We start from the raw sequence: 20,947 nt of genomic DNA, 5'->3' as shown, positions 1-20,947 counted from the left end.
GCGCTCCTCAGGATGACGGAACTGCGAGTGTGCGGTCTGTCCGAAGCATGCATCTTGGGGCTAAAAGCTCGCACCCCACTGCCGCGCGGTCTGCATCACCCAGTCGCGATAGAGTGTCAGCGGCGTCACGCCGGTGATGCCGCCGCAGCCGGCGGCGCCGTTCGGTCCCGTCGACCAACTCACCACGCCGACGATTGCGGGGCCGCCTTGCTTGTCCTCGAACACCGGCGCGCCGGAATCGCCGGTGCAGGCCCCGAGCCCGTCGCGCACGCCCTGCCCGACCGGATCGACGAGACGGATCTGCAACGTGCCGGGCTTGCCGCTCGCGATCAGGCCGGCGACGCGGGTGGCGCCGCCGCTTTTACCGTCACCACGCAGGGTGACGCCGACGCCCGCGATGGTGAAGCGGCCGCCGACCTGGATCGGAATGTTTGGCATGCCGAGCGCGGCCGGCGCCTTGCCTGCGGCCGGCGCCGCGAGCTGCAGCAGCGCGACATCGGCGGTCGCGACATGATTGGTCATCGCCTGCATCCGAAAACCGGGATGGATCGCAACCGTCCTGACGTCCTGCAGCTTCGGCTGCCTGTCCGCGCCATATTCAACAATCTTGTAATCGGCGCCGGGCTGCACGCAATGTGCCGCGGTCAGCACGACCTTCGGCGCGATCAGCGCGCCGGTGCAGAAATTGCCACGCGAGCCGACGATGGTGACGACGGAGCGCGCAACGCCATCCGTCGACGGCGCGCCGCCGCCGACGATGGCGAAAGCCGGAGGGCAGACCAGCGACACGAGAACGGCGAGGATCAGGCGGGATGTCTTCATCGGCGAAGCAATAGCCCGCTCCGCGCGGGTCGCCAAGCGCCGAACGAGCACCGAACAAGCGCCGGGATCGGGCTGGTCCCGGTCTGCGATCCGTGTTAGCCGCTCCTCAAGCAACGCATCATTGGGCAGGAAAGCATGATCGAGGCAGTGATCTGGGATTTCGGCGGCGTGTTGACCACCTCGCCGTTCGAGGCGTTCGCGCGCTATGAGACCGAGCGCGGCCTGCCGATCGACATCATCCGCCGCACCAACGCCGCCAACCATCTCGAGAACGCCTGGGCCAAGTTCGAGCGCGCCGAGATCGATATCGACGCATTCGACGCGCTGTTCGCCACGGAATCGAAGGCGCTCGGCGCCGAGGTGCGCGGCAAGGACGTGCTGCCGCTGCTCTCCGGCGACCTGCGCCCCGAGATGGTCGAGGCGCTGAAGCGCACCAAGGCGAAATTCAAGACCGGCTGCATCACCAACAACTTGCCGGCGAACGCGATCGGCAGCCGCAGCGGACGCACGCTCTACGTCGCCGAGGTGATGGCGCTGTTCGACCACGTCATCGAGTCCGCGAAGATCGGCCTGCGCAAGCCCGACCCGCGCATCTACCAGATGATGGTGGAGACGCTGCAGGTGAACCCGAAGAACTGCGTTTATCTCGACGATCTCGGCGTCAATTTGAAGCCGGCGCGCGAGATGGGCATGACCACGATCAAGGTCGGTAATGCCGCGCAGGCGATCGGCGAGCTTGAAGCCGCGACCGGCCTCACGCTGAGGTGAAGCGGGCTACGCGCCTGTTCATGCCGCATTCACGCGGCGGCTTCTAATTGTCGGCCTCCCCCCGGGTCACGGCGCGATCGCATCGTGACCCCTTTCCTGGTCTGAGCATGACGTTCCGGAAAACCGACGTCCACTTCTCCGGATCATGCCTCGCGGAGGCACTTCCCATGAAACGTCTTGTCGTCGCCCTTGTCTCCGCTGGTTCGCTGCTGATCCCGGTCGCAGCGCTCGCGCAGACAACACCAGCCCCCACAACAGCGCCGGTGGCAGCTCCCGCGCAACAGAGCGCGTCGACGGCGGCGCCCGTGCCCGGCGCGAAGCGCGCGGCCTGCCAGAGCGCGGCGAAGGCGCTGAAGGGTCAGGAGCGGCACGACCAGATGCAGCTCTGCATGGCGCAGGCGCATCTCGACTGCCTGAAGCAGGCCATCGACCAGAAGATCACGGGCCCTCAGCGCAAGGATTTCGTGAAGAGCTGCGCGGGTTGACGGTAGCCGGGCTACGAGATTCTTCTCCTTCCCCCTGAAAGGGGGAAGGTCGGGATGGGGGTCAGCCGCAGACGCCGGCGTTGATGGAGAGAGTAGATCCCCACCCGCTTTGCTCTGGCGAGCAAAGCGACCTCCCCTTGGGGAGGTTCGAACTACACGCTAACAAGCGTAGCCCGTATTGCGCTTGGCGGAATACCCCGGAACCATGCGCTATGCGGGCCAAACGAGCCTTGTGCTTTGTCCGCAACGGGCGCAGAACAGATCCGAGTTCAAGGCAAATTCGGAGCTGATCCTCGTGGCTGACACTAGGCCCACCGCCTCGATCGAGGCCGTGGAAAGCGGCCTCGCCGCGCAAGGCTATATTGCGAACCGGCAGATCGCGACCGCGGTCTATCTGTCGCAGCAGATCGAGAAGCCGATCCTGGTGGAGGGCCCTGCCGGCGTCGGCAAGACCGAGCTGGCGAAGGCGATCGCCGCATGGCGCGGCATGAAGATGATCCGCCTGCAATGCTATGAGGGCCTCGACGAGGCCAAGGCGCTGTATGAGTGGAAATATGCCAAGCAGCTGCTCTACACCCAGATCCTGAAGGACAAGCTCGGCGAGGTGCTCGGCGGTGCGCAGTCGCTGGCGGCTGCGCTCGACCAGCTCCACACCTTCGGCGATGTGTTCTTCTCCAAGGAATTCGTCGAGCCACGGCCGCTGTTGCAGGCGCTGGAGCAGCCGGCCGGCTGCGTGCTCCTGATCGACGAGATCGACAAGTCGGATGCCGAATTCGAATCGCTGCTGCTGGAAATCCTCTCGGACTTCCAGGTCACGATTCCCGAGCTCGGTACCGTCTCCGCGGTGGCGCCGCCGACCGTGATCCTGACCTCGAACAGCGAGCGCGATCTTGGCGACGCCTTGAAGCGGCGCTGCCTGCATCTGCACATCGGCTTCCCCGAGCAGAAGCTGGAGGAGCGCATCGTCGAGAGCCGGGTGCCCGGCATCTCGCAGACCCTGCGCAAGCAGATGGTCGGTTTCATCCACGAGATCCGCTCGCTCGACCTGAAGAAGCTGCCCTCGGTCAGCGAGGCGATCGACTGGGCGCGCGTGCTGGTGCTGCTGCAGGCGAGCGAGCTCGACCACGAGATCGTCAGGGACACGCTCAACGTGCTGCTGAAATACGAGGCCGATATCGAGGCCGCGACGCCGCAGATTTCGTCCTTCATCGCCAAGGCGTCGCGCCAGGGCGTGTTCAGCTAGACCAAGATGCGCGAGAACCTGCATCGCTTCTTTCGTGCGGCGCGGGGGGCCGGGGTCCGGGTCTCGCCCGCCGAAAGCATCGATGCGATGCGGGCGGTCGCCCAGGTCGGCTTTGCCGATCGCGACATCCTGCGCGACACCTTCCTGCTGACGCTGGCCAAGACGCAGGACGAGAAGCGCGCACTCGGCGAATGCTTCGATCTGTTCTTCAGCCAGCCCGAGCCGCAGCAGGACAACGCCGAGCAGGACAAGACCGACGACGGCAGCGAATCCGGCGCCAACCCGTCGGCCGACGAGCATGGCGATGCGTCGGGCGGCGCCGCCAGCGAGAACGTCGGGCCGCTGGCGCAGATGCTGCTGTCGCAGGATCGCTCCGCGATTTCGAGCGCGATCGCCAATGCCTCCGGCGCCGCCTCGCTGCCGGATATCCGCTACTTCACCCAGCGCGGCATCTTCCAGACCCGCATCCTCGATGCGATGGGAATCCAGCGCCTGCGCGACGACATCGACGACCAGACCACGCGCAATCCCGCGCTCGCCGAACGGCTGCAGGAGGCGCTCAACGGCCTGCGCGGTACCGTTCGCGACGCCGTCTCGCAGGCCCTGCTGCTCTACGGCCGCGAGGAAGCGGAGAATCTGCGCAACGAGATCCTGCGCAATGCGCCGCTGGCGCGGATCGAGCCGCGGCAGGTCGAGCAGATGCGCGCGCTGATCCGGCAGATCGCGCGCCGGCTGCGCGAGCGCTATTCCAAGCCGCGCAAGCGCCCGCGCCGCGGCCATCTCGACGTCCGCCGCACGCTGCGCCGCAACGCGGCCTGGGGCGGCGTCCCCTTCCTCACCGCCTGGAAGCGCAAGCATCGCGACCGGCCGAAGATCGTCGCGCTGTGCGACGTCTCGGGCTCGGTCGCCCGCGTCTCGGACTTCTTCCTGCTCCTGATCCACAGCCTGCACGAGGTGGTCGACGACGTCCGCTCATTCGCCTTCTCGGGCCACCTGATCGAGGTCAGCGACATCCTGGAATCGAAATCGCCGGAAGAGGCGATGAAGGAGATCATGTCCAAGGTCGGCTTCGGCTCGTCCGACTACGGCAATTCCTTCGCCGATTTCGAGGACAATTGGATGAGCGCGATCACGCCGCAGACCACGGTGATCGTGCTCGGCGACGCCCGCAGCAACAATCTCGATCCGCGCGCCGACATCCTGCGCCGGATCGACGAGCGCTCCAAACGGCTGGTCTGGCTCAATCCCGAGGGCCGCATGGTCTGGGGTTTTGGCGATTCCGAGATGCCGCGCTACGCGACCTTCTGCAGCGTGTTGCGGCAATGCGCGACCGCGCAGCAGCTCGAGCGCGCCGTGTCGGATATCGTCGCGACGTATCAATAGGCCGCTAGCCGCGCTTTAGATGGCAAGCGACTCGCCGTGGAACAGCCATCCGACGAATGCAGCCAATGTCAGCGCGATCGAGGCGAAGATGCCGACCAGCTTGATCGTCGTGATCGCCTTCAGGATAGAGACCGATCGCGCCGCCGCATGCGGGTCGCCGTGCAGCAGCAGCCATGCCAGGAGACAATCCTCGATCAAATCGCTGAGCAGGTACACCGCCGGCACGACCAGGCCGAGCCACGCCGCGGACGGATAGATCCGGCTGAGCCAGTGCGATGACGCCGCGCCCATCGCGCCCGCCAGCGCCAGCATGACGATCAGATCGAACGGAAACAGGATCGGAAAGACATATTTCATCCGCAGATCCGACTGCACCAGCTCGCCAAGCTGGTCGCCGGTGTAGCTCAGCGTCTTCTCCGGAAAGCGGGTTCGGAACCTGTTTGCGAACACGCGATCGGAATAGCTGCCGACCCACCAGAACAGTCCGAACGCCGCCACCACAAGTCCTAGGAGAATGGCCGTCACGAGAGCTTGAGGGCTCATGCCGACCTGTTCCTGTTGTTGCTGAGGAAGCTGCGGCAGGCAGCCGGAAAGATGATCGCGTGCACCGCGGAGTCCCTGAAAGGGAGAAAATGCCGACGCATATAGCAATGATCGACGAGCAGATTTCCATCTTTTCCGAAGTGTTGCAATGGATCTCTCACGGAAACTCCGTCATAGCCGGACATCGGCGAGCCGAAGTGACGCGCTCCTCGGTGCAGCCTTGGCCGGCCGTGGCGAGATTCAATTCGAGAGCCAACGGCAGGCAGCGTCGACGCGCGCTCGCGCTTCGGCTACCCGGCACCACCGGCGGTCACGCCGCCGCCACAGAACCGTCTTCAATTGGAGATTGAATTTTCACCACGTTCTGCCGTACATAGAGGCCGCGAATTTTCACGGCGGCCGCGAGGGCAACGGATGCCGAAGGATATTGTGATTTGTTGCGACGGCACCGGCAACGAGATCGGTGACAATATCTCCAACGTGCTGAAGCTGTTCCGCGTCGCCGACAAGAATGACCGGCAGCGGATCTACTATCATCCCGGCCTCGGCACCATCGGCCTGCAAAACGCCTGGGGCCGCTTCAAGCAGCAGATGCGCGGCTTGTTCGGGCTGGCCTTCGGCGCCGGTCTCGACCAAGACACACTCGGCGCCTACCTGTTCCTGTGCCGAACCTGGGAGCCCGGTGACCGGGTCTGGATGTTCGGCTTCAGCCGCGGTGCCTACACGGTGCGCGTGCTCGCGGCCTTCGTCCATGTGATGGGCCTGCTGCCCGTCGACCAGCTCGACCTCGCGAGCTACGCCTTCGGCACCTACAAGAAGGCCAGCTCCGACGCCCAGAAATCCGACGGCACGTTCGACTATGCTCCGTTGAAGGAGGCCTGGCATTTCAGCCAGATTGCCGGCGGCCGCAACATCGACATCGAGTTCGTCGGAGTCTGGGACACCGTGGCCTCGATCATCGTGCCGCGACAGGACAATTTCCTGTTCGACTTGCAGACGCTGCTGTTCACCCGCACCAATTCCAGCGTCAAACGGTTCCGCCAGGCGATCTCGATCGACGAGCGCAGGCGCATGTTCCGACTCAATCGCTGGATCGAGCCGCAGAAATTTCGCTCGGATCCATTCGATCCGGCAACGGAGGTGGAGCAGGACATCCGCCAGGTCTGGTTTGCCGGCGTGCACTCCGACGTCGGCGGCGGCTATCCGGAAGACCAGAGCGGGCCGTCGAAGTTTCCGCTGATCTGGATGCTCGAGCAGGCCAAGGCGGCCGGACTGCACATGGATCAGGCGCTGATCGATCATCTCGCCTGGGGGATGCCGTTGCCGCCGCACAAGCACGAATATGTGCCGCCGAGCGCGACCGCTCCGCTGCACAATTCGCTGACCGCCGCCTGGGAAATCCTGGAATGGATTCCGAAGAGCGACAAATGGAAGGAATGGCCGGAGCGGAAATCCTTCCTCGGCTTCTATCTGCCACGCGGCGAGCCGCGGCCGATTGCGGACGGCGCGACCATCCATGCCTCGGTGCTGGAGCGCATGGAGAAGGATCCAGCTTACAAGCCGATCAATATGCCGAAGACCTACAAGATCGAGCCGATGACGCCGCCCCCGGCGCCACCCGCGCCGACGGCTTGACGGCCAGAGTTGAATTTATTTGAGGCCGGGCAACGGCCTCTGCTTCACCTCGCCCCGCATGCGGGGAGAGGCATAGGCCGCCTTTGGCGGCCGTTCTCAAGAACGCCGAAGCGGAGCTTCGGCTATGACGCATCGCTAGATGCGTTCCGGGTGAGGGGAGTCTCCGCAAACGCAACTATCACGGTATGCGCGGAGAAGGCCCCTCACCCCACCCTCTAAGAGCGAGCTTCGCTCGTCTCGACCCCGTAAGCACGGGGAGAGGGAGCGTAGCGCCGTCGCATTCGACCTAATCTCGCCACGCGCTACGTATCGATCGCGTCCTTGATTCGCTTGCGGCTGAGCGGCAGCTCGCGCAGCCGCTTGCCGGTTGCGTGCGCGATGGCATTGGCAAGCGATGCGGCGGCCGGGCCCTGCCCGGTCTCGCCGCTGCCGAGGAACGGCTGGCCGGGACGGTTGATGATATGGACGGCGATGCTGTCGGGCACCGCATTGAAGCGCAGGATCGGGTAGGTCTGCCAGTCGATGCTGGTGATCCTTGTCTCATCGAAGGTGACACTTTCATAGAGAGTCCAGCTCGTCGACTGCACGATCGCGCCCTCGATCTGGTTGGTGATGCCGTCCGGATTGACGACCTGGCCGGCATCGACGGCGGCGACCGCGCGCACCAGCCGGGCCCGCCCGGTTTCGCGATCGACCTCGACCTCGGACGCGATGGCGCAATAGGCAGCGAGATTCTTGTAGCGCGCGAACGCGAAGCCGTAGCCGCGATTTCGCGGCGGCTGCTGCCCGCGCGTCCAACCGAACTCCCCCGCGGCCTTCTCGACCACCGCCCGGCCGCGCTGGTCGTCGAGATGTTTGAGACGAAACTCGACCGGATCGGCGTCGGCGAGATCGGCCAGTTCATCCATGAAGCTCTCGGTCGAGAACACGTTGTGATAGGCGCCAAGCGCGCGCATCGCGGAGATCCGCAGCGGCATCGCGGGGACGAAATGATGCATCACATGCGCGTTCGGAAAATTGTAGATCGGGATCGCGTTGCGATCGCCGCCACCCTCCGGCAGCGGCAACGGCTTTGGTGCCGGCACCGCGAATGATCGCGCCATGTGCTGGGCCGCAAGCAGCGCGCCGGCGCCGCCCGGCCGCATCGAATGGGTATTGCTCCACACCGCGAAATTCCAGTCGGCAATCTTGCCGTCGGCCGTGAGCGACGCGCTCAATTTCGTCACCATCGCCGGACCATACGGCTCCCAGCCGTGCTCCTGCTCGCGCATCCACTGCACCCGAATCGGGCGCCCTGGCAGCGCCCGGGCGATCAGCGCGGCGTCGGCCGCGGCATCGTCGGCGCCATTGTGGCCGTAGCAGCCGGAGCCTTCGACATGGATCAGGCGGACGCTGGTGGGCGTCATACCGAGCATCTCGGCGATCGCCTGCCGGTCGGGATAGACGCCCTGCGTGTGCGTCCACACCGTCATCGCACCATCGACGAATTGCGCGACCGCGCAGGACGGCCCGATCGAGCCGTGCGACTGGTAAGGTCGCGTGTAGGTCGCTTCGAGCGACCGCGCGCCGCTCACCGTGGGATCGCTACGCTGCAAGATCGCGAAATCCTGAGAGGGCAGCGTGGTCAGCACGTTGGCCAGATCGTGCTGGTTCGGCAGCTTCGCGCTCTCCCGCCACTTCGCCGCGGCGGCCAGCGCGTGCATGGCCTTGACCGCCGAAAATTCCTTCTCCGCCACCACGGCCAGGAAGTTGCCGTCGCGCACGATTTGAATCACGCCGGGCATTTTCTTGATCGCGGCCGTGTCGCATTCCACGAGCTGCGCGCCGTAGCTCGGCGGGCGCACCACGCGCGCATGCACCATGCCGGGAAGCCGCATGTCCTGCACATAGGCGGCGCCGCCCGTGACCTTGGCCGGAATATCGACGCGTGGCACCGGCTCGCCCATCACCTTGAAGCTCGCCGGATCCTTCAGGCTCGATGTCGGTTGCGCCTGGACGTGCAACATGTCCGCGGCGACAAGCTCGCCATAGCCCAGACGCCGGCCATCGGGAGCAACGACGGCCGCATTCTCGGTTCGCAAGCCGTCGGGCGGCAAGCCGAAACGCTTTGCCGCCTCCGAAACCAGCAGCGCGCGCGCCTGCGCCGCGGCATGCAGGATCGCCGTGCCGCTGTCCTGCATCGAATGACTGCCCGATGTGTAGCCCTCATTCGCCGTGAGCTTGGTGTCGGCGGTGATCACCTTCAGCGCATCGAAGGGAATATCGAGTTGCTCGGCCGCGATCTGCTGGAACGCGGTGCGGAATCCCTGGCCGAGTTCGGCCTTGCCCGTGAAGGCCGTGACCTGGCCGTTGGCATCGATACGGATCCAGGAATCCAGATTGGGCGATTTGGCCAGGCTGCCCGGCAACGCCGGGCTCTGTGGCTTCTGCTCCTGTGCGATCGCGCCGCGCAGCGAGAAGCTGACGATCAGCGCGCCGGCGCCGGCCAGCACGCTGCGGCGGTCGAGAACCACCGGCGCGGTCATCGGACGCTCCTGTCGCTTGCGGCGTCGGCCGTATCCATCAACCTGGCGGCGCGGTGCACTGCGCGCAGGATGCGCATATGGGTGCCGCAGCGGCAGAGATTGGGCTCCAGCTCGGCGCGGATCTGCGCATCCGATGGCTTCGGGTTGCGCATCAGCAGCGCCTGCGCGCGCATCATCATCCCGGCGATGCAGTAGCCGCACTGCGCCGCCTGCTCCTCCATGAAGGCGCGCTGGATCGGCGCCGGCGCGGCCACGGTGCCGAGCCCCTCGAGCGTCGTCACCTGCTTGCCCTCGACCAGGACCAGCGGCGTGACGCAGGACAGCACCGCCTTGCCGTCGACGATCACCGTGCAGGAGCCGCATTGCCCGAGCCCGCAGCCGAACTTGGCGGCGTTGAGCGCCAGATCATTGCGCAACACATAGAGCAGCGGCGTATCCGGCTCCGCATCGACCTGATGATCCCGGCCATTGACCTTCAATGTCATCATGGCTTGCCTCGCTGTCTGGATTCCGCCGGCGCGTCGCGCGCTGCAAGCGACGTCGACTGCACCGCCCGCGCATCGCGCACCGCCTTGTCGAGATTGGCCCACGCCGGCCGCTTGCCGAACCGCTCGCGCAGATAGGCCATGAGCGCGACCATCTGCGCATCATCGATGCTGCTGGCGAAGCCCGGCATGATCGGGCTGCGCTCGCCTTCGACGGCGCCAACGCCCGACAGCACGATATTGAGGAGGTTGCGCGGGTCGGGGCTTGCGATCGCCGTGCTGAGCGCGAGATTGACGCCGCCATAGGGCAGCGCGCGGCTCCCTTCATGGCAGGAGGCACACGCCGCGGCATAGATCGCTGCGCCGGCCGAATGGGTCTGTGCCGCATCATCGGAAGACGATTGCGCGATGACGTCGGCCGGCCGTTTGCGATCCGGCGCCGGCGTACCCGAAATATCGGCCATGTACACGGCGATGGCCCGCACGTCGCTGTCGGGCACCGTCGCCAGATTGCCGACCACTTCAGCCATCGGCCCGCGCGCGGTGCCATGATCGGCCTGCCAGCCGTGGCGCAAATAGGCGTAGAGCGCGTCGGCGGTCCAGCGCACCGGGGCGTGCGAGGTGTCGTTCAGCGCGTAGGCGTGCCAATTGTCGACCTCGCCGCCGGAGAACTGCGCATTCACCCGCTCGGCGCCGAGCGCGTTGCGCGGCGTGTGGCAGGCGCCGCAATGCGCGAGCCCCTCCACCAGATAGGCGCCGCGGTTCCATTCCGCGCCCTTCGCCGAGTCCTGAGGGGCATCGCCGCTGCGCAGATACAGCAGCTTCCACCCTGCAATCAGCGGTCGATAGTTCAACGGAAACGAAAGCTGATTCGCCGGCGGCGACGCGTGGACCGGCTGTCGCGTCATCAGGAACGCATAGAGTGCCCGGTCGTCCGCATCCGAGACGTTGGTGAAATGGTCATAGGGAAAGGTCGGGTAGAGATGCTGGCCATCGCGCGCCACGCCCGAGCGCATCGCGCGGACGAACGCCTCTTCCGGCCAGCGCCCGATGCCGGTTTCGGCATCCGGCGTGATGTTGGATGAGAAGACGATGCCGAACGGCGTTGGAACCGGGAGCCCGCCGGCATAAGTCGCGCCGCCCTGCACGGTGTGGCAGGTGTTGCAATTGCCGATCGCGGCGAGTTCGCGGCCGCGTTTGACCACATCAGGGTCGAAGGTATCGGCCCGCGGCGGCGCAATGGCGGCAATCTGCGGCCGCCAGGCGACGGCAAAGGCTGCCGCCGCGCCCGCGACCAGCACGATCGCGGCAATGCCTGTGATGATCCGCAGCTGACCAGTCATGCTGAATTGAGTTTGTTGTTGGGACGTGTATTAACACCTTTCATTCCGGTATCGTTCGGCCAGAAGACCTCGATCACCGCCTGTTGACCTCAAGGAATCCTGGAAAATCCCAAAGGGATCGCGCAAGGGATCATGACCGCCCAGCCCGCCCTCGATCGCGCCTCCGCCCCGTCTCGCGATGCGCTGTCCGTGCTCAGTTCCGTGTTCGGCCTGTCGGGCTTCCGCGGCGCGCAGGAAAACATCATCCGTCACGTCACCGATGGCGGCAATTGCCTGGTGCTGATGCCGACCGGCGGCGGCAAGTCGCTGTGCTACCAATTGCCGTCGCTGCTGCGCGACGGCTGCGGCATCGTGGTATCACCTTTGATTGCGCTGATGCGCGACCAGGTCGCGGGCCTCACTGAAGCCGGCGTCAACGCCGCGGTGCTGAACTCGACGCTGTCCTATGAGGAAGCCTCCGAGGTCGAGCGGCGGCTGATCGCGGGCGATCTCGACCTGCTCTATGTGGCGCCGGAGCGGCTGCTGACGCCGCGCTGTCTCGGTTTGCTCGGCCAGGCGCAGATCGCGCTGTTTGCGATCGACGAGGCGCATTGCGTCTCGCAATGGGGCCATGACTTCCGCCCGGAATATATCGGCCTGTCCGCACTCGCCGAGCGCTTCCCCAAGGTGCCGCGCATCGCGTTGACCGCGACCGCGGACGCGCTGACCCGGAGGGAGATCGCCGAGCGGCTGCAGCTTACCGACGCACCGCAATTCGTCGCGAGCTTCGACCGGCCCAATATCCGCTACGAGATCGTCGACAAGCAGAATGCGACCACGCAGCTGAAGAACTTCATCAAGGAGCGGCATGCCGGCGACGCCGGCGTGGTCTATTGCCTGTCCCGCGCCAAGGTCGAGGATGTCGCGGCGGCGCTCAGCGAGGCCGACATTCCGGCGCTGCCCTATCATGCCGGGCTCGATGCCGGCGTGCGCGCCCGGCACCAGGACCGCTTCCTCAACGAGGATGGGCTCGTGATCGTCGCCACGATCGCCTTCGGCATGGGGATCGACAAGCCCGATGTGCGCTTCGTCGCGCATCTCGATCTGCCGAAGAGCATCGAAGCCTACTACCAGGAGACCGGGCGTGCCGGCCGCGACGGCAAGCCGTCGGCGGCATGGATGGCCTACGGCCTGTCCGACATCGTGCAGCAGCGCCGCATGATCGATGAATCGACCGGCTCCGACGCCTTCAAGCGCGTCTCGGTCGGCAAGCTCGACGCGCTGGTTGCGCTCGCTGAAACGGTGCATTGCCGCCGGCAGCGCCTGCTCGGCTATTTCGGCGAGAGCCGCGCAGAAGAAAGCTGCGGCAATTGCGACAACTGCCTGACGCCGCCGCGCGTCCGCGACGGCAAGGTGCTCGCACAAAAGCTGCTGTCCTGCGCCTACCGCACCGGGCAACGTTTCGGCGCCATGCACCTGATCGACGTGCTGGTCGGGCGGCTGACCGAACGGGTCAAGCAGTTCAACCACGACCAGCTGTCGGTGTTCGGCATAGGACGCGAGCTCAACGAGAAGCAATGGCGCGCGGTGCTGCGCCAGCTAGTGGCGATGGGCCATCTGCGTGCCGACAGCGACGCCTTCGGCGCGCTTGTTCTGACCGACAGCGCCCGCGGCGTGCTGAAGGGCGAGACCGCGGTGATGCTGCGCGAGCAGCCGGAAGGCGCGCGCAACCGCGCGGTCCGCGGCAAGTCGCGCCGCGGCGAGCTCGTGCCCGCGGCCGACAGCCCGGGTGGCGTCGCAAATCCCGCCCTGCACGCGGCGTTGCGCGCCTGGCGCTCGGACGTCGCGCGCCAGCGCGGCGTGCCGGCCTATGTCGTGCTGCACGATTCCACCATCGACGGCATCGCCGCGATGCGGCCGGACACGCTCAGCGAGCTGCGCAACATCGCAGGGATCGGCGACAAGAAGCTCGAGCATTACGGCGACGAGCTGATCCGCATCGTGAAGACGACAGGAGCGTGACCGGTCCTCTCTACGCCGAAGCGACGACAGTCGCTTTGGCCGGCGCTGAGACCGAGGGAGCCGCAGCTCAACGCTGGTCAGCGAGACAGCATTTCTTGTATTTCTTGCCGCTGCCGCACGGGCATGGGTCGTTGCGCCCGACATGGCGCAAGGGATTCCTCACGGGTTCGGTGTGGCTCCACAATGTATCGAGATCGTCCCCAAAGGGGGCATCCAGATCGTCGAAGGTCTCGTTGTAGCCGTAGTCGGTCCCTTCCATTTCCTGGACCGCATCCTTGATATAGCCGAGGCCAACTTCCTCGAATCGTGCGATTTCCTCGGGTCGCTGCTCGGCATCGACGAGCATCTCGTCGAACTCGCGGCGTTCTGTCATCCAATCGGGTATACGCCCGTCATCGAAAGCGCGATACGCCAACGGCGCCAGCTCGCGCAGCCCCAGGAGGGCAATTGCCTGCTGCCACGCGTACCAGGCATGGTTCTCGTCATCCGCCAGGTTTTGCTCGTGGAATGCTTTGAGCAGGCGCTGCATGCGCTCCCGCCCGATCATCCCATTCCATGTGAGGAAGGTGGCCGCGCCGAGAACCTGCTCGCGCGCAAATTGATCGACGGACTGATCCACGACCAGACTCAACAAGGCGTCGACATCCCCGTCAAAGACACCCGCGACAATGCGCGCCATGCTTTCGGTCAGGCAGTCACCCAACAGGTCATCAAGTTCGCTTTCGGGTCTGCGCAGCAGTCGCAGCAGGTCGCGGCAAACATCCGTGTCACGAGCTCCACCGAGGATGTAGACACCTCGGAACAGCAGCCTGGCCTCATCGTCGGACAGTTCCTCGCCGTTCCCTGCCCGGGCGACGATGGCGCGCAGCGCGGGGGCCGCTTCTTCCATTCTGATCAGGCACATTCCGACTGCGGCCGCAGGCAATTGTTCCTCGGTCGCGACGGCCTCAAGATAGTCTTCGATCGGCCCCAAATCGCCCCGCTCGAAGATAGCTTCTACTTCTTCCTTCTTCATGGGACCTCGATCTTTGCGGGCAGATGAACGGTCACGACAGAACAACTACCCGATCACCGCCTATCCTCATCCTCTCCCAGAGACAGCATAGGAGCTATTCGCTGGACGGCAATACGCTTGCTTGCGGGCCGCGCCGCCCTCGCCCTAATCTTTGCCCATCGCGTCCAACGAGACGCGGGCAAGACATAACGATATAGGGAAGAGACGGCCCATGGCTCAGGAGAGCACCGCGCGCAAGGCTGCGCGCCCTGCCGAGACCGGAACGTTCGATGCCGTGGTGATCGGCGCCGGGTTCGCCGGCATGTACATGCTGCATCGGCTGCGCGGACTCGGCTTCACCGCGCGGGTCTATGAAGCCGGCGGCGGCGTCGGCGGCACCTGGTACTGGAATCGCTATCCCGGCGCGCGTTGCGACGTCGAGAGCCTGCAATATTCCTTCTCGTTCTCCGAGGAACTCGATCAGGACTGGAGCTGGTCGGAGAAATATTCTCCGCAGCCCGAAATTCTCGCTTACGCCAATCACGTCGCCGATCGCTTCGACCTGCGCGGCCAGATCGTGTTCGACACCCGCGTCACCGCGGCGACCTTCGACGAGCAGGCAGGCGCATGGCTGATCGAGACCGACCGCGGCGACAGGGTCACTGCAAAGTTCTGCATCATGGCGGTCGGCTGCCTGTCGGCGCCGAACCGGCCGGCTTTCCCAGGCATGGCGGATTTCCGCGGGCCGATCTATCACACCGGCGAATGGCCGCATGAGGGCGTCGACTTCACCGGCCTGCGCGTCGGCGTGATCGGCACCGGCTCATCGGCGATCCAGTCGATTCCGATCATCGCGCAGCAGGCCTCCGAGCTCACCGTGTTTCAGCGCACCGCGACCTGGTCGGTGCCGGCGTGGAACGAGCGGCTGTCGGCCGAATATCTCAAGGAAGCGAAGGCGCATTATCCGGAGCTGCGCGCCAAGGCCCGTGCGCGCCCGACCGGCTTCTATTTCCAGTTCAACGCCCAGCCCGCCTTGCAGGCGAGCGAGCGGGAGCGCGAGCAGCAATACGAAGAAGCCTGGCAGCGCGGCGGCCTGCCCTTCCTCGGCGCGTTCGGCGATCTCCTGTTCGAGAAGGCCGCCAACGACACCATCGCCGATTTCGCGCGCGAGAAGATCCGCGGCATCGTCAAGGATCCCGCGACGGCCGAGCTGCTGTGCCCGCGAAACGTGTTCGGCTGCAAGCGGCTCTGCGTCGACACCAATTACTTCGAGACCTACAATCTGCCGCATGTGAAACTGGTCGACGTGTCGACGACGCCGATCGATCGCTTCACGACGGAAGGCATTGTCGTCGACGGCACCGAATACAAGTTCGACGCGATCGTCTCCGCCACCGGCTTTGCCGCCATGACCGGCTCGTTCGACAAGATCGCAATCACCGGCCGCGGCGGGCAGACGCTGGCCGAGAAATGGCGGGCGGGCCCGCGTGCCTATCTCGGCCTTGCCTCCGAGGGCTTTCCGAACCTGTTCATGATCACCGGGCCCGGCAGCCCGTCGGTGCTCGCCAGCATGATCCAGGCGATCGAGCAGCATGTCGACTGGCTGGCGGATTGCATCAGTCATATGCGCGACATCGGCGCCGGCACGATCGAGGCGGTCCGCGACGACGAAGACGCCTGGGTCGCCCATGTCAACGACGTCTCCACGGTCTCGCTGCGCTCGACCTGCAGCTCGTGGTATGTCGGCGCCAACATCCCGGGCCGTCCCCGCGTGTTCATGCCCTATATCGGCGGCTTCCCGATCTATGTGCAGAAGTGCAATGAGGTGATGAACTCGGGTTACGACGGCTTCGTGCTGCAGGGCGGGCGCAACGGCAATGCGCCGCCGCAGGTGCGCTTCACCGAGCGCTGGCAGGTGCCGCTCGACATCGAGGTGATCTCGCCGGCCGCGGTCGCCGCGAAGCGGGTTCCCGTGGTCTGAGGGCCGGCGGTATCCCCACCGGGATTGCGCATGATAGTGTCGCGTCGGTCCGCGCTTCGCATCGCGGACCGCACGGGAGACGATGGCCGACACGGCATTGCAGGGACTGGTCGAGCGGATCGGCGCGGATCACGTCGTGCGCCGGCTTGGGATCGAGGCCGCGCATGAGAAGCAGGTGTTCGGCCAGGGCACGCTGCTGTTCAATGTCGAGAACTGGAAGCTGGCGCCGCGGATCATCGAGACTGCGCTCAAGGTGACCGGCCTGCACGGCCGCGCACGGCGCAACGCCGACCAGGTTGAGGTGCGGCACAATCTGGTGACGTCGGCGCGCCTGCCGGCGGCGTTCGACGGCTTCGCCATGCTTCAGCTCAGCGATCTCCATGCCGACATCAGCCAACGCGCGATGCGGCATCTGATGGACATCGTGAGCGATATCGCCTGCGATATCTGCGTTCTCACGGGCGACTACCGCGGCAAGACCTATGGTCCGTTTGAAACGAGCCTCATGTTGATGCGGGATCTGTGCGCGCGGATCAAGCTGCCGCGCTACGGCATCCTCGGCAATCATGACAGCATCCGCATGACGCCGGCGCTGGAGGCGATGGGCATCAGGATGCTCTTCAATGAGCAGGAGCCGATCACGCGCGATGGCGCGACGATCCATCTCGCCGGCGTCGACGACGCGCATTTCTACCGCACCGACGACATCGCAAAGGCTGCCGCGGCGATCCCGCGCGACGCATTCTCGATCCTGCTGGCGCATACGCCGGAATCCTACCGCGCGGCAGCCGCGGCCGGCTTCGACCTGATGCTGAGCGGCCATACCCATGGCGGCCAGCTCTGCCTGCCCGGCGGCATCGCGATCAAGCTGGAGGCGCGGCTGCCGCGCCGGATGGGCCGGGGCGTATGGCGGTTCGGTGAACTTGCCGGCTACACATCGGCCGGCGCCGGCACCAGCCTGGCGCCGGTGCGGCTGAACTGCCCGGCCGAGATCACGGTGCATACGCTGCGGCGGCTCGGTTGAGCATACTCCGCTCGTACGTCGCAGGCGCCCATTGCCAAAATATCGAAAACAACCCCATGCAAAGGAGTCGGCGGCTGCCCGGACGTCGCAAGGAAAGACGTGTGGCCGGTAGCCAGATGCAGTCGCCCTGCCGTAAGGACGGGAAGAGGGCGTAGCGGAGGTCTCAATTGCCCTTCTTCGCACTCGCGCTCTGCTCGTTCACCGTGCAGGTGATCAGCAGCGTGTAGCCGCGCGCATTCTTGGCAATCTCGGCGGTTTCCTTCTTCATCTCCTCGCGCCACTCGGCGGTCCGGTACGCCACCGCGCTGTTGTCGAGGAAGTCGCGCAGCGCGCCGGTCTTGATCGCGAAATTGATGTTCTCCGGGATGGTCCCCGTCGCCCGCGCCATCCTGACCGCGTCGAGCTTGGCAGCCACCACGCCGACCACCGCGCCGGTGAGGTCGAACAGCGGACCGCCGCTGTTGCCCGGCTGCACGGCGGCGCTGATCTGCAGATGACGGGTATCGTTGAGGATGCCACTCAGCGAAGAGACAATGCCCGTGGTGACCGTGAAATCGGATGTCAGCAATCCGTGATAGGGATAACCGATCGCCACCACGCCGTTGCCGACCAGGATGGGGTTTTGCCTGAGGCTGACGACATCCTTGAACGGGGTCGGCGCCTGCAGCAACGCGAGATCGTTGGTCTCGTCATCGGACACCAGGCGCAGCTTGACCGGCGCCTCGCCGCTCAGGTTGCCCGTGATCTCGCTGCAGCCGCCGACGACATGGTGATTGGTGACGACGTGGCCGCTGCTGCTGACCACAAAGCCGGTCCCCGTCCCCGATCTCGCCTGCTTCGCCGGCGGCGCGCTGGGTGCTGCCGCCTGCTGCGGCGGCGCCGCCGCAGGCTTTGTCGCGACCGCGAACTCGCCGGCATTGGAGACGCCGTTCTTCTTCACCGAGACGACGCAGTTGAGCAGTGCCGGCAGCAGCTGCGCGGTCTGATTGAGGTTGAACTGAAACAATTGTCCCTGCGCGAATGCCGTCATCTGGCGCGCCTTGCGGAACTGGTTGATCAGGCTGGAATTCACCGGCATCTCAACATTCACGAGCTGGGTGCCGAGCGGCATGCCGTAGACGTTGAACGCCGGCTGGCCGTCGAAGGTCAGCGCCAGCGGAAAGGCCTCGCCCGGCGTCAGACGCCAGCTGTCATGGGCAAAGCCGAGCCGCCAGCTGCCATTCTCGGCGATCGACACCATGAAGAAGATGCCGCTTTGATACGTGGTGCCCGCCGAGCAATGGGTGAAGGCGCCATTCTTGTCGTTGGTGAAAGCACCGCCCTTCCAGTTGCCAACCGTGATCGAGCCGTAGGGACCGCGGGCGCTCGACGGAGTTGCAGACGCAAACAGCCACGCGGCCGCAACGGCCGCCCAGATCGCAACTCTCATGACGCGCACTCCCCCAGCCACAACCCATCATAGGAGGCGGCGAAATTCATCCGCAAGTGGTGCGCGGCTTGGTCTTTGGTCCTGCGGCCACGCAAGTCCGCCGCGGATGAGGCGATCGCCACACCCTCAGGTTACAGAACCTATGTTCCTATTATGTTCCTATGTCAACCGAGGTACTGGCCGTATTTAAGCCCCGTGTCCCAAGTTGAATCTTGGAGTGTCTTAATTCCGATTAAGCGAACGAAAACCGTAACTTGGCCGATGTTCTCGGCAAGACTACTGAGTCGCGGGCCAGATGTTCTGGCTTTTGCAATCCGCCAAGTGTTCTCCCTCCACAGGGCAGAAGTGTTACCGGGGTTCTCCGTGGGTGAACGGAGTTCCAGCCTCCGCTACCGTCCCGCTTAGCATTCCGCATGGAATAAGCCCGCCATCGCAGGGGTTGGAAGCTGAGGGAGGTCGAGCAAGCCATGGAAAGCGAAAGCGCGCCTTCAGGGCCGGGTGAAGCCGCATGGGAAGCGTTGACATTCGATGAGCCGGTCAACGTCGCGCTAGCCATCTGGGCGGCGCTATTGGTGGCCCACGTCATCGCGGCGTCGGTGTATTATTGGCGGGAGCAGCGCAGCCCGGAATGGTTGGCCGCTCTTGCGATTTTGGCATACTTGCCGATCTTGGTGCCGATCGTCTGTCTCGGCCTAATTCTAAAATATCTGATCCGACCGCTGATCGGACAAATAAAACTGTTCCGGCGAAGGTCCGATATCAAAGGCGTCGTTGAGTAAGGCCGCCTCAGTTGGCGGCCTCTCCGTTTATGATCTCGATCCATCGGCGCAAGCTCGATTCAAATCGCTCGCGCACTTCTGCTTCCGAGTTAGCCGTCACGCCAAATGAGAGCGGCGCGTCCCTTCCTGTGGTTGCGATCCATTCTCCGCAAGCTCGCGGCTGAATCTCCGGCACAATCCCCAGCTTGGGGCTGAAACATGGGCAAATGCAGCCCCGGTCGAAGCGCCCTCTAATACGACAGCATGACGTCGGAAGAGATGCGAGCGATGGCAGCGCAGTGTGATGATGTGGCCTTGAAGCTACTCGCTCCCGAGCGCGCCATTGTCCGGAACGTCGCAGCCCAATCGCGTATGCTGGCACACCAATCCGAGACGGCGACGTAGAGAGTGGCGATCAATCAGGCCCTCCAGCGAAACTGTTCCCCGTGACGCCCTCAAGGAAACGGCCCCAGCACTCGGGCAAGGAGGCTGAGGCCGAGGAGCGCCCGTGGGGTAGGGAAAGATTATGGACACCCCCGCGTGAGCTAGAACCTCGATGGTACGGAAGGGCATTTGCATATGTGAATGAGTGTCCTGATTTCCCCAAGCGAATGTCCTAACTGGGACAGCATCTCAACCGGGGTGCTGTCCGCATTTAGGCCCCGTGTCCCAAGTTGATTTTGGAAGTGTCCTGATTAGAAAACGGCCCCAGCGCCGGGAGAGCGCTAAGGCCAAGTTGACGTTTCCAATGAGCTACGGCAGTTCAGCCGATCAGAAGCCAGCCTAAGCTGATGATGAACGCGACGAGCGATATCCCCGCCAAGCCTATGAGGCTGAACTCGACGCCATCTAAATCGGTCCTGAACATAATGTTCAAAGCATTACACGTCGGATCGGCGGGCGCTTTAGCGTATGTCAGTCAGCGGCTGTGTCCAATTTCCAGATTCCACCGGGCATCAGATGTCCGAATTCCCCTCTCCGAGTGCCCTAACCAGGACAGCACCTCAACCGGAGCATTGCCGCCAAGGCGGACGCTACTGCGGCTCCCCGACCGAGGAGCGCGCCGGCGGATTTGGATCGCTGAACCAGTACCAGGATGCGAGGGCATGGACGCCGACGCCGATCAGGAAGATGCCGGCGTAGAGCTCGACCGCATGATTCATCGCCAGCAGGCGGGGATGCGGCGCGGCACCCTGGCCCTGGTAGGTCCAGACCCAGTGCCCCACGGCGACGATGCCAACGCCGAGCGCGGCGATGGCTCGGCCGGCCGCATTCATCATCCTCACGCGATGGTCTCCCAACTCGCCCGGCCCAGTGAAATTACCGGGCGAAGCTGACGCGGACCTGACGTGGGAAATGGAACGTAGCCCGGATGGAGCCAACGGGTCGCGCGAACGCGTGCCCGACGACAGGCTCCGCGAAATCCGGGACTTTCTATCCGCGCTGCTGAAGCCTGCCGGACTACGCTTTGCTTCATCCGGGCTACGGACTTCTCTTCCCCTTCCCCCTGAAAGGGGGAAGGTCGGGA

At 64.8% G+C, this 20,947-nt stretch carries 17 protein-coding genes; 9 read left to right on the top strand and 8 right to left on the bottom strand.

The genetic code is table 11. From position 1 onward, the window contains the following. Positions 1 to 60: 60 nt before the first annotated feature. Positions 61 to 822 carry a S1 family peptidase gene (locus ACVW1B_RS37605; RefSeq protein ID WP_253605131.1) on the bottom strand — a complete coding sequence of 254 codons (762 nt, stop codon included), beginning with the start codon at positions 820 to 822 and terminating at the stop codon, positions 61 to 63. 135 nt (positions 823 to 957) lie between these two features. Between ACVW1B_RS37605 and ACVW1B_RS37600 the strand changes: the two genes are divergently transcribed. From ACVW1B_RS37600 to ACVW1B_RS37585, 4 genes are all read left to right on the top strand, one after another. Then, positions 958 to 1,590 carry an HAD-IA family hydrolase gene (locus ACVW1B_RS37600; RefSeq protein WP_253605133.1) on the top strand — a complete coding sequence of 211 codons (633 nt, stop codon included), beginning with the start codon at positions 958 to 960 and terminating at the stop codon, positions 1,588 to 1,590. 167 nt (positions 1,591 to 1,757) lie between these two features. Next, the gene (locus ACVW1B_RS37595; protein ID WP_253605135.1) at positions 1,758 to 2,075 is read left to right on the top strand and encodes a hypothetical protein; all 318 of its coding nucleotides are present in this window, start codon (positions 1,758 to 1,760) and stop codon (positions 2,073 to 2,075) included. 295 nt (positions 2,076 to 2,370) lie between these two features. Beyond that, on the top strand, positions 2,371 to 3,318 hold the full coding sequence (locus ACVW1B_RS37590) for an AAA family ATPase (RefSeq protein ID WP_253605136.1): 948 nt from the start codon (positions 2,371 to 2,373) through the stop codon (positions 3,316 to 3,318). A gap of 6 nt (positions 3,319 to 3,324) precedes the next feature. Further along, positions 3,325 to 4,701: a vWA domain-containing protein gene (locus tag ACVW1B_RS37585; RefSeq protein WP_253605137.1), complete on the top strand. Its 1,377-nt coding sequence runs from the start codon at positions 3,325 to 3,327 to the stop codon at positions 4,699 to 4,701. Between the two features lie 15 nt (positions 4,702 to 4,716). On the opposite strand, the gene ACVW1B_RS37580 is transcribed toward ACVW1B_RS37585, so the two are convergent. Beyond that, on the bottom strand, positions 4,717 to 5,244 hold the full coding sequence (locus ACVW1B_RS37580) for a hypothetical protein (RefSeq protein WP_253605138.1): 528 nt from the start codon (positions 5,242 to 5,244) through the stop codon (positions 4,717 to 4,719). 414 nt (positions 5,245 to 5,658) lie between these two features. On the opposite strand from ACVW1B_RS37580, the gene ACVW1B_RS37575 reads away from it, so the two are divergent. Then, complete coding sequence (locus ACVW1B_RS37575) at positions 5,659 to 6,879, top strand: DUF2235 domain-containing protein (RefSeq protein WP_253605139.1); 1,221 nt, start codon at positions 5,659 to 5,661, stop codon at positions 6,877 to 6,879. A gap of 302 nt (positions 6,880 to 7,181) precedes the next feature. Here the strand turns inward: ACVW1B_RS37575 and ACVW1B_RS37570 are convergent, their stop codons facing one another. From ACVW1B_RS37570 to ACVW1B_RS37560, 3 genes are read right to left on the bottom strand one after another with little or no spacing between them, the layout of a single operon-like run. Next, a complete protein-coding gene (locus ACVW1B_RS37570) occupies positions 7,182 to 9,404 on the bottom strand; it encodes a xanthine dehydrogenase family protein molybdopterin-binding subunit (RefSeq protein ID WP_253605140.1) in 2,223 nt (740 codons plus the stop codon). Continuing rightward, positions 9,401 to 9,892, bottom strand: coding sequence for a (2Fe-2S)-binding protein (locus ACVW1B_RS37565; protein ID WP_076834854.1), 492 nt, complete (start codon positions 9,890 to 9,892; stop codon positions 9,401 to 9,403). Before ACVW1B_RS37565 ends, ACVW1B_RS37570 begins: the two co-directional genes overlap by 4 nt. Then, positions 9,889 to 11,232 carry a cytochrome c gene (locus ACVW1B_RS37560; RefSeq protein ID WP_253605142.1) on the bottom strand — a complete coding sequence of 448 codons (1,344 nt, stop codon included), beginning with the start codon at positions 11,230 to 11,232 and terminating at the stop codon, positions 9,889 to 9,891. Before ACVW1B_RS37560 ends, ACVW1B_RS37565 begins: the two co-directional genes overlap by 4 nt. A gap of 132 nt (positions 11,233 to 11,364) precedes the next feature. On the opposite strand from ACVW1B_RS37560, the gene recQ reads away from it, so the two are divergent. Beyond that, a complete protein-coding gene (recQ, locus tag ACVW1B_RS37555) occupies positions 11,365 to 13,233 on the top strand; it encodes a DNA helicase RecQ (RefSeq protein WP_253605144.1) in 1,869 nt (622 codons plus the stop codon). A gap of 67 nt (positions 13,234 to 13,300) precedes the next feature. Here recQ and ACVW1B_RS37550 read toward each other — a convergent pair whose 3' ends face one another. After that, positions 13,301 to 14,248, bottom strand: coding sequence for a DUF1186 domain-containing protein (locus ACVW1B_RS37550; RefSeq protein ID WP_253605146.1), 948 nt, complete (start codon positions 14,246 to 14,248; stop codon positions 13,301 to 13,303). 211 nt (positions 14,249 to 14,459) lie between these two features. On the opposite strand from ACVW1B_RS37550, the gene ACVW1B_RS37545 reads away from it, so the two are divergent. Then, positions 14,460 to 16,208 carry a flavin-containing monooxygenase gene (locus ACVW1B_RS37545; protein ID WP_253605149.1) on the top strand — a complete coding sequence of 583 codons (1,749 nt, stop codon included), beginning with the start codon at positions 14,460 to 14,462 and terminating at the stop codon, positions 16,206 to 16,208. A gap of 82 nt (positions 16,209 to 16,290) precedes the next feature. Further along, positions 16,291 to 17,232 carry a metallophosphoesterase gene (locus ACVW1B_RS37540; RefSeq protein ID WP_253605151.1) on the top strand — a complete coding sequence of 314 codons (942 nt, stop codon included), beginning with the start codon at positions 16,291 to 16,293 and terminating at the stop codon, positions 17,230 to 17,232. 163 nt (positions 17,233 to 17,395) lie between these two features. Here ACVW1B_RS37540 and ACVW1B_RS37535 read toward each other — a convergent pair whose 3' ends face one another. Further along, positions 17,396 to 18,661 (bottom strand): S1C family serine protease, encoded by a 1,266-nt coding sequence (locus ACVW1B_RS37535; protein ID WP_253605153.1) that lies wholly within the window; start codon positions 18,659 to 18,661, stop codon positions 17,396 to 17,398. Between the two features lie 467 nt (positions 18,662 to 19,128). Here ACVW1B_RS37535 and ACVW1B_RS37530 point away from each other — a divergent pair, with 467 nt between their 5' ends. Further along, positions 19,129 to 19,440: a hypothetical protein gene (locus ACVW1B_RS37530; protein WP_225643050.1), complete on the top strand. Its 312-nt coding sequence runs from the start codon at positions 19,129 to 19,131 to the stop codon at positions 19,438 to 19,440. Positions 19,441 to 20,453: 1,013 nt separating this feature from the next. On the opposite strand, the gene ACVW1B_RS37525 is transcribed toward ACVW1B_RS37530, so the two are convergent. After that, positions 20,454 to 20,699, bottom strand: coding sequence for a hypothetical protein (locus ACVW1B_RS37525; protein ID WP_233475642.1), 246 nt, complete (start codon positions 20,697 to 20,699; stop codon positions 20,454 to 20,456). Positions 20,700 to 20,947: the final 248 nt, after the last annotated feature.

The sequence above is a fragment of the Bradyrhizobium sp. USDA 4502 genome, from assembly GCF_054063355.1.
This window is presented reverse-complemented; position numbering and strand designations above follow the sequence as displayed.